Origin of the sequence: Corynebacterium sp. HMSC064E07 (genome assembly GCF_001815745.1) — a bacterium.
In the GTDB taxonomy this organism is placed as follows: domain Bacteria; phylum Actinomycetota; class Actinomycetes; order Mycobacteriales; family Mycobacteriaceae; genus Corynebacterium; species Corynebacterium jeikeium_D.
The window spans coordinates 275,095-289,105 of sequence record NZ_KV821828.1 but is presented as its reverse complement, the minus strand read 5'-3'; the positions used below and the strand labels follow the sequence as shown (position 1 = coordinate 289,105).

The 14,011-nt window shown below is 60.2% G+C and carries 17 protein-coding genes and 1 tRNA gene; 7 read left to right on the top strand and 11 right to left on the bottom strand.

Annotation, left to right across the window (positions count from 1 at the left end; translation table 11 throughout):
- Positions 1-35: 35 nt before the first annotated feature.
- Positions 36-794, bottom strand: coding sequence for a hypothetical protein (locus HMPREF3053_RS09885; RefSeq protein ID WP_070767633.1), 759 nt, complete (start codon positions 792-794; stop codon positions 36-38).
- Positions 795-1,002: 208 nt separating this feature from the next.
- Between HMPREF3053_RS09885 and HMPREF3053_RS09880 the strand changes: the two genes are divergently transcribed.
- Positions 1,003-1,191: a hypothetical protein gene (locus tag HMPREF3053_RS09880; RefSeq protein WP_070767632.1), complete on the top strand. Its 189-nt coding sequence runs from the start codon at positions 1,003-1,005 to the stop codon at positions 1,189-1,191.
- Between the two features lie 67 nt (positions 1,192-1,258).
- On the top strand, positions 1,259-1,450 hold the full coding sequence (locus tag HMPREF3053_RS09875) for a hypothetical protein (protein WP_049189747.1): 192 nt from the start codon (positions 1,259-1,261) through the stop codon (positions 1,448-1,450).
- A gap of 96 nt (positions 1,451-1,546) precedes the next feature.
- Here HMPREF3053_RS09875 and HMPREF3053_RS10930 read toward each other — a convergent pair whose 3' ends face one another.
- A complete protein-coding gene (locus HMPREF3053_RS10930; protein ID WP_080969570.1) occupies positions 1,547-1,762 on the bottom strand; it encodes a helix-turn-helix domain-containing protein in 216 nt (71 codons plus the stop codon).
- Between the two features lie 237 nt (positions 1,763-1,999).
- On the opposite strand from HMPREF3053_RS10930, the gene HMPREF3053_RS09870 reads away from it, so the two are divergent.
- Positions 2,000-3,208, top strand: a complete 1,209-nt coding sequence (locus HMPREF3053_RS09870; RefSeq protein ID WP_070767631.1) for a tyrosine-type recombinase/integrase — start codon at positions 2,000-2,002, stop codon at positions 3,206-3,208.
- A gap of 39 nt (positions 3,209-3,247) precedes the next feature.
- Here HMPREF3053_RS09870 and HMPREF3053_RS09865 read toward each other — a convergent pair.
- A tRNA-Leu gene (locus HMPREF3053_RS09865) sits at positions 3,248-3,329 on the bottom strand.
- A gap of 223 nt (positions 3,330-3,552) precedes the next feature.
- Here HMPREF3053_RS09865 and HMPREF3053_RS09860 point away from each other — a divergent pair.
- Together HMPREF3053_RS09860 and HMPREF3053_RS09855 are read left to right on the top strand one after the other, a co-directional pair.
- Positions 3,553-3,948 carry a hypothetical protein gene (locus HMPREF3053_RS09860; RefSeq protein WP_049172873.1) on the top strand — a complete coding sequence of 132 codons (396 nt, stop codon included), beginning with the start codon at positions 3,553-3,555 and terminating at the stop codon, positions 3,946-3,948.
- A gap of 33 nt (positions 3,949-3,981) precedes the next feature.
- Positions 3,982-4,335, top strand: coding sequence for a DUF3817 domain-containing protein (locus tag HMPREF3053_RS09855; protein ID WP_005511118.1), 354 nt, complete (start codon positions 3,982-3,984; stop codon positions 4,333-4,335).
- Between the two features lie 34 nt (positions 4,336-4,369).
- Here the strand turns inward: HMPREF3053_RS09855 and HMPREF3053_RS09850 are convergent, their stop codons facing one another.
- From HMPREF3053_RS09850 to clpS, 8 genes are all read right to left on the bottom strand, one after another.
- Positions 4,370-5,071 carry a non-canonical purine NTP pyrophosphatase gene (locus HMPREF3053_RS09850; protein WP_049172870.1) on the bottom strand — a complete coding sequence of 234 codons (702 nt, stop codon included), beginning with the start codon at positions 5,069-5,071 and terminating at the stop codon, positions 4,370-4,372.
- Positions 5,068-5,829: a ribonuclease PH gene (gene rph / locus HMPREF3053_RS09845; RefSeq protein WP_016422266.1), complete on the bottom strand. Its 762-nt coding sequence runs from the start codon at positions 5,827-5,829 to the stop codon at positions 5,068-5,070. Before rph ends, HMPREF3053_RS09850 begins: the two co-directional genes overlap by 4 nt.
- 68 nt (positions 5,830-5,897) lie before the next feature.
- A complete protein-coding gene (locus HMPREF3053_RS09840) occupies positions 5,898-6,680 on the bottom strand; it encodes an MBL fold metallo-hydrolase (protein ID WP_070549691.1) in 783 nt (260 codons plus the stop codon).
- Positions 6,681-6,753: 73 nt separating this feature from the next.
- Entirely contained in the window at positions 6,754-7,620 is an 867-nt protein-coding gene (murI, locus tag HMPREF3053_RS09835; protein WP_370545756.1) for a glutamate racemase, read from the bottom strand.
- A gap of 108 nt (positions 7,621-7,728) precedes the next feature.
- Positions 7,729-8,403 carry a rhomboid family intramembrane serine protease gene (locus tag HMPREF3053_RS09830; protein WP_016422263.1) on the bottom strand — a complete coding sequence of 225 codons (675 nt, stop codon included), beginning with the start codon at positions 8,401-8,403 and terminating at the stop codon, positions 7,729-7,731.
- Positions 8,404-8,419: 16 nt separating this feature from the next.
- Entirely contained in the window at positions 8,420-9,523 is a 1,104-nt protein-coding gene (locus tag HMPREF3053_RS09825) for a P1 family peptidase (protein WP_049172868.1), read from the bottom strand.
- Positions 9,524-9,608: 85 nt separating this feature from the next.
- Complete coding sequence (locus HMPREF3053_RS09820) at positions 9,609-10,160, bottom strand: DUF2017 domain-containing protein (protein WP_005511188.1); 552 nt, start codon at positions 10,158-10,160, stop codon at positions 9,609-9,611.
- 30 nt (positions 10,161-10,190) lie between these two features.
- Positions 10,191-10,484 carry an ATP-dependent Clp protease adapter ClpS gene (clpS, locus tag HMPREF3053_RS09815; protein ID WP_005511165.1) on the bottom strand — a complete coding sequence of 98 codons (294 nt, stop codon included), beginning with the start codon at positions 10,482-10,484 and terminating at the stop codon, positions 10,191-10,193.
- Between the two features lie 81 nt (positions 10,485-10,565).
- On the opposite strand from clpS, the gene HMPREF3053_RS09810 reads away from it, so the two are divergent.
- Both HMPREF3053_RS09810 and HMPREF3053_RS09805 read left to right on the top strand, forming a co-directional pair.
- The gene (locus HMPREF3053_RS09810; protein ID WP_016422259.1) at positions 10,566-11,876 is read left to right on the top strand and encodes a nicotinate phosphoribosyltransferase; all 1,311 of its coding nucleotides are present in this window, start codon (positions 10,566-10,568) and stop codon (positions 11,874-11,876) included.
- A gap of 128 nt (positions 11,877-12,004) precedes the next feature.
- Positions 12,005-13,984 carry an ATP-dependent DNA helicase gene (locus tag HMPREF3053_RS09805; protein ID WP_187406719.1) on the top strand — a complete coding sequence of 660 codons (1,980 nt, stop codon included), beginning with the start codon at positions 12,005-12,007 and terminating at the stop codon, positions 13,982-13,984.
- Positions 13,985-14,011 lie beyond the last annotated feature (27 nt).

Here is a 14,011-nt window from a genome sequence, read left to right as displayed (position 1 = left end):
AAGCGTGCCCCGCGCCAAGTAACGCGGGGCTGTGGCTAGTTCGTGTGCAGCGGCACGGCGAACGCGTCCTCTGTCCAGGACACGGCCCGACGCGACGGCTCTACCCTCTCGCCGTTGCCGTCGATGGTCGGCCCGACGCGGCTACCAGCCTCGGACGTGTCTACACCGCGTCGGGCGTGAGCAGCTAGCGCCTCGGGGTTTTCCCACTCGTGGGCGGTGTCGTCGCCGGGTTTCAGTGGCCCGCGGACTGCGCCCTCCGCCTCCGCTGTGTGGTCGGGGTCTGCGTCCTCCCACACGCGGCTTTCGACCTGCTGGGTAAGGTCAGGCCCACGGTCAGGCTCCCGCACACTGTGCTCGACGAGATGAGTTAGGTCAGGCCCCCTGTCCGGCTCCCTGACCGCACTCTCGACGAGGTGCGTGTAGTCGGGGCCACGGTCAGGGCTGGTCGCCGTGCCCGGCTCCACGCGCCCGGCAGCAGCTACCGCGTCCGTCTCGGCTGCCTCTGCCCCGTTGGCAGTAGCGTCCAGCCCCGCTGCTGCTCGGTCGAGGTTGTCCGCGTAAGCGTAGTGGCCTGCGCGCCACCGTTCCAAGGCGGCCTCGACGGTAGCCAGCGGCTCGACGAACAGCGGCGAGACTCCGCCGTCCTGGCTGCCCTGCGAAAAGTCGGCTTTCACTGCGGCGAGCATTTCCGTCACAGTGTCGTCGGCGAGCCGCCGGAGGTCGGCGGCAATCGCGCGGGTCTCCTCCGCGGCGTGTCGTGTGGTGTCGATATTGATTGCGATTTTCTCTGTCATGCGCCCTATTTTACCTGCACTAATAGTAGAATAGGAGGGGAGTTTTGACACAAGTTTTCTATGCCCAGGGAGACCACAATGTACGTTGTAGATTTAGCCGAGGGAACTGTAAGCCGCGTCGGGCGGCCTGACCCACTTGGCTTTATATTCAGTTTTGCCCCGGGCGCACTCCCCCCCTCCCCCGCGCCCGGGGCGGGGAGACCTCCTCATGGCAGATTTATCCCAGCTCCGCAGTATTCTCGCTGGCACCGCGCCGCTGGCCGGTGTCCACACTGCCGCGCGCGGCATTTCCACCGCCGAGGCGGAGTCGCTGCTCGGCGTGCCCGCTGGCACGCTGGCCGGGGTACATGCCGCCGCGTGTGTGGAGACTGCCGCCTGGCTGCGTGCCTGTGGATAACTTGGCCAGGCCAAAGCTTTTTCCATCTGGCCTAGACAGCCACACTGTGGCCGTTTATTTTTGAGGCATGACATTTGTAGAACTTATCAAGAATGACCCAGAAGCTGCCCTCGCCCAGATTGAGCGCGCTCCTCAAGAAGTAGTCAAGGAACTGCTCGGTTTCGTGAAGTACAAGGGTGAGATGGAGACCATCAAACTCATCGTCGATTCTGCACTCGACAAAATGCCGGACGACGGTAGCGAGTCGCGCGACAAGTAAACTCCTGCAAAATATAGAGCAAACGCCCTACCTGTCCATAGGTAGGGCGTTTAGCATTTCTCACCCGTCTAGCGCCTCCTGGCTGCGGGCGTGCGGCTAGGCAACAGTGCCGACCCGCTGCCTCGACAGCCACGAGTCCAGGTCGGCAGGGTCGTAGAGGCACATTCGCCCGCAGCGGATATACGGCGGCCCTTGCCTGCGACTGCGCCAGTTCGCCAACGTCCGCGGGTTGAGATGGAGGTGCGCGGCTGCCTGCTCGGGAGTGAGTAGCCGCTCGTGTAAACCAGTTGTTTTGTCATTGCGTTTTGTCATGGATATGACCCTAAGCACGACCGGGCACCCTGCTTCACGGAGAATCACTGTTTCCGCAGGTCACTGCCACAGGAAGCGGTAATCCTGATAAACGCTTAGGTAAAGCTTGTGCCAATCTTAGTAAGCACACCCTCTACCGGGGGCAGGTTTTCAGTGACCCTTAACGTCCCAGTATTGTTGACAAGTGTCAACACCTGGTAAAATCACCACTTTTACCTCACGCCCAGGAGGTCGCACATGGCAAAACGCTACCCGCCCGGTAGGACGCGCATAGACCGCAACATCTACATATGGGTTCCCAAGGACAAGCCCCGCGAGGCTAGATACCTCGTTATTTACAAGGCGGCAGGAGCGACACAGTACGGCCCGCACCCCTTTGACACGCTGGCGGAGGCTCGCGCCTGGCGAGACCACGAGCTACCAAAAACCAAAGCTCGCCTTACTGGGTCAGCTATCCCTCGCGCGACCGTCGCCGACTTCTACTCCCAATGGGAGGCTGACCTATCGACCTCGGGGGAAACCCGCCGGAAGTATCTCCGGTTCTGGAAGCAGCGGATTGAGCCGGAGTGGGGCACGCGGCTGTGCAGCTCCATTACAACCCCACAGGTGGTGATGTGGCGTGACCGTCTCCTCGACGACCTCACCGAGGGGTCTGCGAAAGATGTAGTCGGTATTCTCGGCAACCTGTTGGAGTACGCGCGAGAGGCGGGGGCTGTTGACTCTAACCCCGCGCGGGGGCTTCGGTGGCGTGGTCGTGGTTCCCGTGCCAAGCAGCAGAATATCTTGACTCCCCAGCAAATCACCTCGTTTACCGAGGAGCTGCGGCGTAGCCGTTACAACGACCAGGTGGGCTACTCCTCCCTTGTGTTGTTCCTTGTGGGAACCGGCTGCCGATACGGTGAGGCTACGGCACTCGCGGTCGGCGACGTGGACTTGATAACGGGCACGGCCGTCATTCGCCGCACTGTCACCCGCAGCGAGACCGGCAAGGTTACCGTCGGCTCGACCACCAAGACAGGTGAGACCCGCACGGTGTCTATGCCCCCGCAAGTTGTGGAGGCGCTGCGCCCGCTGGTTACAGACCGCCACCCCACCGAGCTAGTGTGGCACGCTCTACGCGGCGACACGTACACACCTCTGCCCATGCCCGCTACCTCTCACTCGTGGTGGAGTGAGGCAGTGGCCCGGTGCGTAGCCGACGACGACACTTTTCCCAAGGGGCTGGGTCGCCATGACCTCCGCCACACTGCCGCGTCGCTACTTATCTCGGCGGGTGCGAACGTGTTGCAAGTACAACGACAGCTGGGTCACGCTAAGCCGTCGATTACGCTCGACACTTACTCGCACCTTTTCGACTCGGGACTCGGCGAAGTTGGGGCGAAAATGGGCGAAATTTTAGACTCGGGTTGCAGTGAGGTTGTAGTGGAGAGCCACCCGGAAAAGTAAAATACCCCGTGACCTGCATAGTCACGGGGTATTTATGTGTGCGCCTGGGGAGACTTGAACTCCCACGCCCTAAGGCACTGGAACCTAAATCCAGCGCGTCTGCCAATTCCGCCACAGGCGCCCGTCGCGAATCCGTGACAGTTACGTACAGTCCCCGTAAGCATGGACTACTGATAAGCCACCTACAGGCGCAACGAACTTTCACAGCTCATTTGGACTGTACACACTTTAACGGGTTTGCCGCAGATTTCCTAATGTCCTAGCTGAATTCCTAATGTCCCATCCCCTGCCTTATCCAGCGAGCGCGCTAGCTTGGCAGGTCACGGACTAGCTATGGTGGTTATGTGTCCACTTCACAGCATCCCAATACCACTGACAAGCCAGCGAAGATTCCCACTCGTACCCGCGTGGTGCAACTAATCTTCTTGGCTCTTGCAGTCGGCGCCACTCTTGTACTCGCCTACTGGCAGCTCAGCAGGTGGAACACAACCAGCTCATTCCAAAACCTGGGCTACGCACTGCAGTGGCCAGCTTTCGGCCTGTTCTTTATTTGGGCCTACCGCAAGTACATGGAGTACGAACGCGAACGCCTGAGCGGCAATAGCGAGGCCGCATTTGAGGCTAAAGACGATGTCATGACGGAAATTCCAGACGAATTCCTGCCGACCAACCCGGATGGCTCGCGAAAGGTGCAGCGTGTGGATGAGACACAATCGACGGATTCTGGCACCAACGCCTAGGCGATAACTGCTTATTCGAGAAAAGGACTTTTAGTGACCAACATCAATCCAGATCGTCAAGAGCGCGTAAGGAAGGCACTGACGTACTTCTCCGTCACCGCCTATTTCACGGGTGTGATGCTGCTCTTGCTGTGTGCCGAGATGATTTACAAGTACCTCATCCTCGACAACTCCGCCGACGCGCCGCGGTGGTTCTTCTACACCGCCCAGATTCACGGCTTCGGCTACATGGCATTCCTCATTGCCACCGTAAACCTGGGCACCAAAGCCCGCTGGGAACCAGCAAAGTGGATCATCACCGCGCTCGGTGGCGTGGTCCCGTTCCTCTCCTTCTTTGTCGAGAAGAAGCGCCGTGAGGAAGTCGAGACCGCTTTCCAGCTGAAGTAGCGGGCTCTCGGCAGCCCGAGGGCTCGCCCCAGGGCTACCCCTTAGCCTCAACCTCAGCCAGAATTTTCAGCGCCGGAGTCAAGGCACGCAGTGCACGCCCCCTGTGGCTAAAAGCGTCCTTGTCTTCGGCGCTCATTTGTGCCGCAGACAAGGCCCCCTCAGCTTCGTTGCCCTCCCCAACTGCGGGCGCGAACACCGGATCGTAGCCGAACCCATTGTCCCCAACAGGCTCGCGCAGAATGGCGCCAGGCCAGCGGCCCTCTACAACCAGCAGCAGATTACCGGCTTCATCGAGGACCGCTGGGAAACCGCCGTCGGCAAGCGCGGACGGCACCTCCTTGGCACCGGGGACGACCAACGCGCAGGCGGTACGGAAGGACGCCGTACGACGCTCATCTGGGCAGTCCCCCATCTGGGCGAGCAGCAGCTCGTAGTTAGCGACATCGTCGCCGTGAGTGCCCGACCAGCGCGCCGAGAGCACACCCGGCATGCCGTTTAGCTCATCGACGCTGAGCCCCGAATCGTCTGCCAAACACGCGTAGCCGGTGTGTTTCGCACCATCGAAAGCCTTGATGTAGGCGTTGTCCGCAAAAGTGCGACCGGTTTCGGGGCGCTCTGGGTACTCCGGGACGTCGCTAAGCGAAAGAAGTTCCACCGAATCAATACCCGCCGCACGCAGGATGCGGTCGAGCTCGACTAGTTTTTTAGAATTTCGGGTAGCGACGAGGAGCTTCACGGCAGCTCACCCGGGTACGGCGCACGCAGAACTTCCTGCTGCAGGGCAACGAGCTCACGCAGGCCCTTTTCCGCCGAGTCGAGCATGTCATTCAGCTGATCGCGGTCGAAGGTGCCTTCCTCGCCAGTGCCCTGGATTTCGACGAACTTGCCCTCTGCGGTCATCACCACGTTGAGGTCGACCTCAGCGCGGGAGTCCTCCTCGTAAGGCAGATCTAGACAGACACGGCCGTCAATAATGCCAACCGAAACAGCTGCGACTGGTGCCTTCAGCGGGGTGCCCGGAACAGCGCCCACTGCATGCAGGTAGGTCAGGGCATCAGCCAGCGCGACGTACGCACCGGTGATGGAAGCGGTTCGAGTACCACCATCCGCCTGCAGAACATCACAGTCGATGTTGATGGTGTTCTCACCGAGTTCCTTCAAGTCGATAGCAGCTCGCAAGGAGCGACCGATCAGACGGGAAATCTCGTGAGTGCGACCCTTGACCTTGCCGCGCATTGACTCGCGGGGCATGCGCTCGTGGGTAGAGGCCGGCAGCATGGAGTACTCAGCGGTCAACCAGCCCTCGCCGGAGTCACGCTTGAATCGTGGCACCGACTGTTCGACGGAAGCGGTGCACATTACACGCGTATTACCGAAAGTAACCAGCACAGAACCGGCCGGATTGTCGGTGAAGCCACGAGTGATGGTCACCTTGCGCATTTCATCAACCGCGCGTCCATCGGCACGGCGAAAATCGGAATTAGCTGTAGTCATGCCAACTACCCTACCGCCCGGCGCGAAAGCGGTGCGACAGCTGTACGGAAACCCGATAGTCGCTGAGACTAGCCGCCTAGCTCCATGCCCAGGTAGGCCAATTCAACGTCACCGGCAAAGGTACTCTTCGCAGCACGTAGTGCTTCTTCACCGTCGGCGTATGGCGGAATGTGAGTCAGCACCAACTTCTTAACCCCCGCCAGCGTCGCTGCCTTTCCGGCCTCGTAGCCCGTCAGGTGCATATCCGGTGGGGTGCCCTCTTCGTTGCTGCACCATGTGGCTTCACAAATGAAGATATCCGCATCCCGCGCCAGCTCCACCAGTTCATCGGTCCACGCAGTATCTCCGGTGTACGCAATGGTCAGACCATCTGCTTCAATGCGATATCCAACAGCTGGCACCGGGTGGACCATGTTATACGGCGTGACGACGGCGCCTCCGTCCGCTTCGCCCCCACCGACTAACAGTGGCTCACCTGGGTTACTCACAACCTGGTCAAAAGTGTCTTCCAGGTTGGCATCTTCTTCACTTCCCAGTGCTTTGCACATGGTGCCTATCCGGTCGTGAATGTCTCCGGGGCCAACCAGGAGATTCCGGGAACTCGCCGGGGCTGTCGGGTGGAAGCGACGCCAGACGAGCAGCCCTGGAATGTCTGCAGTGTGGTCTGGGTGCACATGAGTTAGTAACAAATCACAAGCTGCAGGATCAGAGATCTTCTGCAATTCGGCGAGGACACCGGGACCCAAATCAATGACAAAGGTTCGACCGTTATCCAGCTCAATGAGGTAGCCAGATGCTGGCGCCGATGGGCCACCCATGCTGCCTGTACATCCCAGAACCTTCAATCGCATACTTCAAGCTTGCCATGTAATTGATCAAAAACGAGCAAAAAACCAATGGAGTGTCTGGATTTAATAAGAAAGGTCACATTTGGGAATGCATAGTGACCTGGCTAATACCCGGCCCAAGGAAGCGCTTTGCCAGGGATGCAAAAACTTGCGGATCTCCAGTGGATTCGAATGTGCGCACAGGGTTCGGATTACTCTCCGGGTCAGCGAGCATGTCGGTCTTTGTGAGGATGCGCAGAACATCCTTCGACGTCTCCTCCGCCGACGACACTAGGGCGACGTCCTCCCCCATAGCCAGCTGAATCACACCAGACAGCAGCGGATAATGGGTGCAGCCCAGAACGAGGGTGTCTACACCATCGGCCTGCAATGGCGCGAGGTAGCCCTCCGCAAGTCCCAGAATCTGGCGACCAGAGGTGATTCCTCGCTCGACAAAGTCCACGAATCGCGGGCAGTCGACCGCAGAGACATCCACGCCAGGCACTGCATCAAAGAGATCTTGGTAGGCACGGGAGCGAATCGTGGCGGCGGTACCGATTACGCCGACTTTTCCATTCCTGGTAGTCGAGACCGCACGGCGCACAGCGGGCAGAATGACCTCGACTACTGGGACTGGGTAGCGCTCGCGGGCATCACGCAAAAATGCGGCCGAAGCCGTGTTGCAGGCAATGACAATCATCTTGCAGCCGCGTGCAACCAGTTCATCGGCAATCGCTTCCGCGTGCTGACGAACCTCGGCGATGCGCAACGGGCCGTAAGGGCCGTTGGCAGTATCGCCGATGTACATAATCGACTCGTGCGGCAGCTGATCCATGATGGCACGTGCCACTGTCAGCCCACCGACGCCGGAGTCAAAGATGCCAATCGGCGCTGTTCGGTCGGGGAAGCCGCTATCCTGCGCTCTCAGCTGATTGACTGCCTGAGTTTCTGCTCCTGCTCCCACCGCTATCTGGACTCCTCATATCGTTGGTCAAACACCGAAGCTCCTATTCTAGGCCGATTTCGTCAGGAGCTGATGCCACGTACCTCGGGCTCTTAGCGACGTGCACTCTTAGCCACGTGCACGACCGCGCTTAAACATCACCGCAGCCCAGATGCCCGCAAGCCCACCGAAGAGGTGCATCTGCCAACTAACAGCCATCTGTGTTGGCAGCACTCCCCAGATAAGACCCGAATACATCGATGCCAGAATCACGCCCAAAATAATCTGCATCACCCGACGATTCACGAAACCGCGTACGACCAAAAACGCCAGCCAGCCGTAAATCAGGCCGGACGCACCGATGTGGACGGTATTTACACCGCCGACCAGCCAGGTCAGACCGCCACCAACGACCGTAATCAAGAGTGTGACCTGCCAAAATAGCCGCTTCGACGACATTGCAATCAAACCGGCGAACAACGCCCCGGGCAGAGAGTTCGCCACAATGTGCCCGTAATCTGCGTGCAGCAGCGGTGCGGTCAAAATTCCCCACAGCGTCGAGGTTTCGCGTGGGCGCACACCGAAGTTGTTCAGCGCCCCACCAAAGATGAATTCGTTGACAAGAAAGACCGTCCAGATAAGTGCCAGGTACCCAATAGCCGTACTGATGGCCGCCCCGAGCCCGCCGTCGCGATCCTGTGGAACAATCTGATTATTCCGCCGCGTCTGCACGGGACCGCCCATCGGGTACTGCGCATAGTTCTGGTAATTCTGCTGTTGTCCCGAGCTCCATTGCGGATTCATTGGCGAACTTCCTTCACTACTTGTCCAGCATCTCTGACAGCGCGGCTACTTCCGCGCGTCCCGTTGCACTCATCACGGCATCGACAATAGCCATCTGCACCGCATCGGCCGCCATCGCAGCCAACAGGGCCACCACATCCGAGCCCACGGGTTCAGCGTTTCCGCTATCCGCCGCCTCGGCCGAGCTGAGGGCAAACAGCGTGTCACCGTCCATCGGCGCATGAGCCGGCCGAATCGCTCGCGCCAACCCGTCATGACCGCACATCGCCAACCGCTTCAACTGCGCAGTTGTCACCGGCGCATTGGTTATCAACGTGCCAATCGTTGTGTTTCGCGTGTTTGCCGACGACTCCCCGTCGCCAGCCGCATCGGCGAGAATTTTGGTTCTACCGACGAAAACCTGGTCCAGCCGGGCCAATGCCTCCTTGCTGGCACCGGCAGCCGCGGGCATTCCGTAAAGGTGTCCCTCCGGGTCAATGACCGCACCAAAGGAGTTCACCACCATTGCGGCAGCCACAAAGTACTTACCATCGGCGGAGGTCACACGGGCTTGTCCAAAACCACCCTTGATTGCCCCGGCCATAGCACCGACACCGGCACCTACTGTCCCGGAGGGAGTGTCCTCCGGGACGTCGTCAAGCGCGTGCGACAACGCCTCGCGCCCTAGTTCAGCGGTGGGCAGCGTCGGCTCCCCCAACAGCAAGTCGAAGATGACAGCACCGGGAACGATGGGCACGAGGATATCCGGACGAGTTGGGGTGACCTCAAAGCCAATGCCGCGGTCGCGCAGTTCGCGCATAACTCCGTCGGCAGCTGCGAGGCCGTACGCGGAGCCGCCAGCCAAAACGACAGCGTGGGCGCGTTCGACGGTATTCTCCGGTGCGAGCAGGTCGGTCTCGCGGGTGCCCGGACCGCCGCCGCGGACATCGACAGCGCCGACAGCACCGCCTGGAGCGGCGATGACGGTGACTCCGGTATCCCCCTCAGAAGCATGGCCGATAGAGATGCCGTCGATGGAGTCGAGACAGCCTGCGCCGATGTCGATGCTCGCGCCCAGCGCAGCACTGCTGGCTTGGTGTCGAATGTCGGTGGGGCTGATTGCGAAGATCTCAGAATTCATTGTCGACCACGGCACCTTTCACCACAGTTCATGGCAGCTAACCTCAGTTGATTACTGCATCTTTTCGGGGTTTTGCTCGGATTCGCTACTCACCCATGAGCTGGTCCAACAGTGACTCTTGGTTGTAGGACAGCCACTGGTACATCGCGTCGGTCTGCTCAATCTGTTCGATGGAGCCATTGAGGTTCTCCATGGAAACATGCAGGTAAATACGTAGGTCATTGATACCCGCCACCCAGGCATGGGCATCACTTTCGGAAATGGATACCTGCCCCGACTCGGCGGGCTCCAGGGCGTCGATAATCGCACGCAGGGAATGGAGCTTGCTCTCTACAATCTCCGATTCATGCAGCTGGCGCATGAGGGCGTTTTCCCCCTCCACGCTCTCCTCACCCGGCTTGGTGAAGTCCGGCAACAGTCGCGCAAGCTTCGGATCGGATGGGGCTTCGGAGTGTCCGACAGGCATTCCCGTCATTTCCGCGAGCTCATCCTTCGGCGCCGACCGGGCTCGCTCCATCAGCGAGTCCGCCACAGTAGCAGCCAGATTCAGCAGCAAATCCCGCTCCGTGCCTTCAAAAGCCGTGACGTACTTGACGCCACCGCCGAGAAGGGATCGCTTGCGCTTCCAAGGACGCATGTAAATTCTCTCCCGCTGTCGAATATCGGCTTAGTCAGCCTGCTCCATTGTTGCCCACAAGCCTGCCTTGTGGAGCTTCTTCACATCGGCCTCCACCTTGTCACGCTCACCGGAAGACACGATTGCCTTGCCCTCCGTGTGAACCGTCATCATTAGCGCGTGCGCCTTCTTTCGGTCCATGCCGAAGAGCATCTGAAACACGTAGGTGACATAACTCATCGAATTAACCTGGTCATCCCACACAATGCACTGCCAGGGTCGGTTCGATTCCGTCACGACATCGGCATCCATAGTGGGCATCGGTGTTGCTGCTGGCATGCTCATAGGCACCAGGATAGTACGGAGTGGCGCGCGCTCGCCGGAACCGACTGCCCCGGCCCGCTTCAGCCGACTAGACTATTGACCGTGATTGATAAGCATTCCTCCACCGCCCTTCTCACCGATAAGTACGAGCTGACGATGCTGCAGGCATCGCTTGCCGACGGATCCGGCGAGCGCCAGGTCGCCTTCGAGGTGTTTGGCCGTCGCCTGCCGAATGAGCGTCGCTATGGCGTTGTCGCTGGTACAGCGCGTGTGTTGGATGCTATCCGCAACTTCCGCTTCACCGAGGAACAGCTGGCTTCGCTGGACTTCCTCGATGACAGGACGCTGGATTACCTGCGTAACTATTCCTTCAGTGGCCAAGTCGACGGCTACCGCGAGGGAGAGCTCTACTTCCCCGCCTCGCCCATTTTGACGGTGCGAGGCACCTTCGCCGAGTGCGTCATTTTGGAGACTGTTATTCTCTCCATTCTCAATGCGGACTCCGCCATCGCCTCGGCAGCAACCCGAATGGTCACGGCTGCCGGTGGGCGCCCGATTATTGAAATGGGTTCGCGTCGCACTCATGAAGAAGCAGCTGTGACTGCTGCCCGTGCCGCCTACCTGGCAGGTTTTAGCGCCACCTCCAACTTGGAGGCAGCGGCACGGTACAACATCCCAGCTTCCGGTACCGCTGCGCACGCGTGGACTCTGTTGCACACCAACCCAGATGGCACGACGAACGAGGCTGCGGCCTTCAAGGCTCAGATTGACACACTGGGAACCGACACCACTTTGTTGGTGGATACCTACGACATCACCGAGGGCGTCAATACGGCTATTGAGGTCGCGGGTCCGGAACTCGGCGGTGTACGTATTGACTCCGGCGACCTCGGAGTTCTCGCTCGCCAGGTGCGTCAGCAGCTCGACTCGCTGGGGGCGCACAACACCAACATCGTAGTGTCCTCTGACCTCGACGAGTTCGCCATTGCGGCGCTGAGGGCAGAGCCGGTCGATGTCTACGGCGTGGGCACCTCTGTAGTCACTGGCTCCGGCGCACCGACTGCGGGCCTGGTCTACAAGATGGTCGAAGTTGATGGGGTGCCCGTCGCCAAGCGCTCGTTGGACAAGCGAAGCCACGGTGGCGTGAAGGCGGCTATTCGTACCTGCCGTCGTTCCGGTACCGCCGTGGAGGAAATCGCTTTCCCGCTCGGCTCAGAAATCCCGGATGTGGGCAACCTGCACTACCGCGATCTGACCATTCCGATGATGCGCGATGGCGAGGTCGTCGATGGTCTACCGACCTTGGAGGAGTCCCGCGATCACTTGGTTAAAGCGCTGGTCAGCCTCCCGTGGGAGGGACTTGCACTTTCCCGTGACGAGCCGGTACTGTCCGTCCGTTTTCACGGCGTTTAGGCGGCGGGGGAACTGTGTCGGACAGTATCGGGCACGCAGATTTTGCTGAGCTATCGGACGACTTTGAGGACTTTGACGATGTTGACGAGCTAGCTTCACCGAGAGCCAGCGTCCATAACGCGGATAGCATCGAAGCTCTTCTCGATGCGGCAGTGAAGGGACTCGGCGGAACGACTCGACCGAATCAGGTCAAAATGTCCCGGTCGGTGGCCTCCGCCTTTGCGCGCGAGCGGCACCTAGCGGTACAGGCAGGCACCGGTACGGGTAAGTCGCTGGCCTACCTGGTGCCTGCCATTGTGCAAGCAATGGAGTCCGACGAGTCTGTAATCGTTTCCACGGCGACCATTGCGCTGCAACGCCAGCTGGTCGAACGCGACTTGCCGCGGCTAGTCAGTTCGCTAGAGCCACACTTGTCCCGCACGCCAACCTTCGCAATCCTCAAGGGCCGCTCGAACTACCTGTGCAAGTCCAAGGTCGGAAATGTCATCAAAGATCCCGTCATGGACGGTGATGAATCCGAGCCGACCGCTATGGGCGGCCCAACTGCTCTACTCAGCGAAGCGCAGCTCAGCCGAACCGCTGCCGAGGTCATGCGGCTACGCGAGTGGGCCAATGACACCGACACCGGCGACCGCGACAGCCTGGACAAGGGCGTCTCCAACGAAGCCTGGCGGCAGGTCTCCGTCACGGCCCGCGAATGCGTCGGCGCCATTTCCTGCCCTTTCGGCGAGGAGTGTTTCGCCGAACAAGCCCGCCGCGAGGCCTCCAACGTCGACATCGTTGTCACCAATCACGCACTGTTGGCCATCGATGCGCTCTCCGACGCCATGATCTTGCCGCAGCACGACTGCGTCGTCATTGACGAGGCTCACGAGCTCGACGGTCGAATCACCTCCGTTGCCACCGACGAGCTCTCCCCTGCCGGTATCACCATGATGGCCCGGCGCGCCCGCAAATTCGGCGCCGCAGAGCAGGTCGATGATGTCACCGATGCCACGGATCTACTCGGCGAGACCGTCGCATTGCTTGCCGACGCCTACAGCGGCGCACTCGAAGAAATTCCCGGTGAGCTGGGAGCGGCACTAGCTTCGCTCCGCGATAGCCTGTGGCAACTGCAAACCACACTGGGCACCTCTGGCTCAGGCGACTCTGGCGGGTCGGGCTCCGGTGGTTCGGGTTCCGACTCTGACAACACTGAACGTCAGACCGTCCGCGCAGCCGTGGAGAATATGCACGACACTGTCGTCCGGATTCTCGAGTTCAGCAGCGACGATGTCGTATGGCTTGGCGAGAACAAGACAGTTTATGTCGCTCCCCTGTCCATCGCAGCACTGCTTCGCGAACGCCTCTTCGGCGAATCCACCGTCGTTTTGACCTCAGCAACACTTGCTCTTGGCGGCAAGTTCGATGCCATGGCCGCCGCTTGGGGGCTTCCCTCCGGTGGGTGGGATGGCTTGGACGTCGGCACGCCCTTTGACCCGCAGAAATCTGGCATCCTCTACGTCGCACGCGACCTGCCACGACCTGGACGCGACGGCGCCACACCAGAGCAGTTCGCGATCATGGAGCGCCTCATCCGCGCCGCTGGTGGGCGAACGCTCGGGCTGTTTTCTTCTCGCCGAGGCGCCGAGGCAGCGGCGGAGGAAATGCGCAAGCGCCTGCCTTACGACGTGCTGTGCCAAGGCGATGACTCTATCGGTGCTCTGGTTGATCGCTTCGCAGCTAATCCGCAGACATGCTTGTTTGGCACGCTGACGCTGTGGCAAGGCGTCGATGTTCCTGGCCCATCGCTATCGTGTGTCATCATCGATCGCATCCCGTTCCCCCGCCCCGACGACCCGCTTTTGTCCGCGCGCTCCGATGCGGCTAATGCCGCTGGCCGAAACGGTTTTATGGAGGTCTCAGCGACACATGCAGCGCTGCTGATGGCGCAGGGTTCTGGTCGTCTGCTACGCCAAGTCGATGACCGCGGGGTTGTTGCGGTACTGGATTCACGGTTGGCTACTGCACGCTATGGTTCCTGGATCGCCGCGTCGATGCCTGACTTCTGGCGGACGACCAACCTGGATATTGCGGCTGGAGCGTTGCAGCGGCTGACCCAAAGCTGATTCAGAGGGGGCTGTCTGGGCTCACGA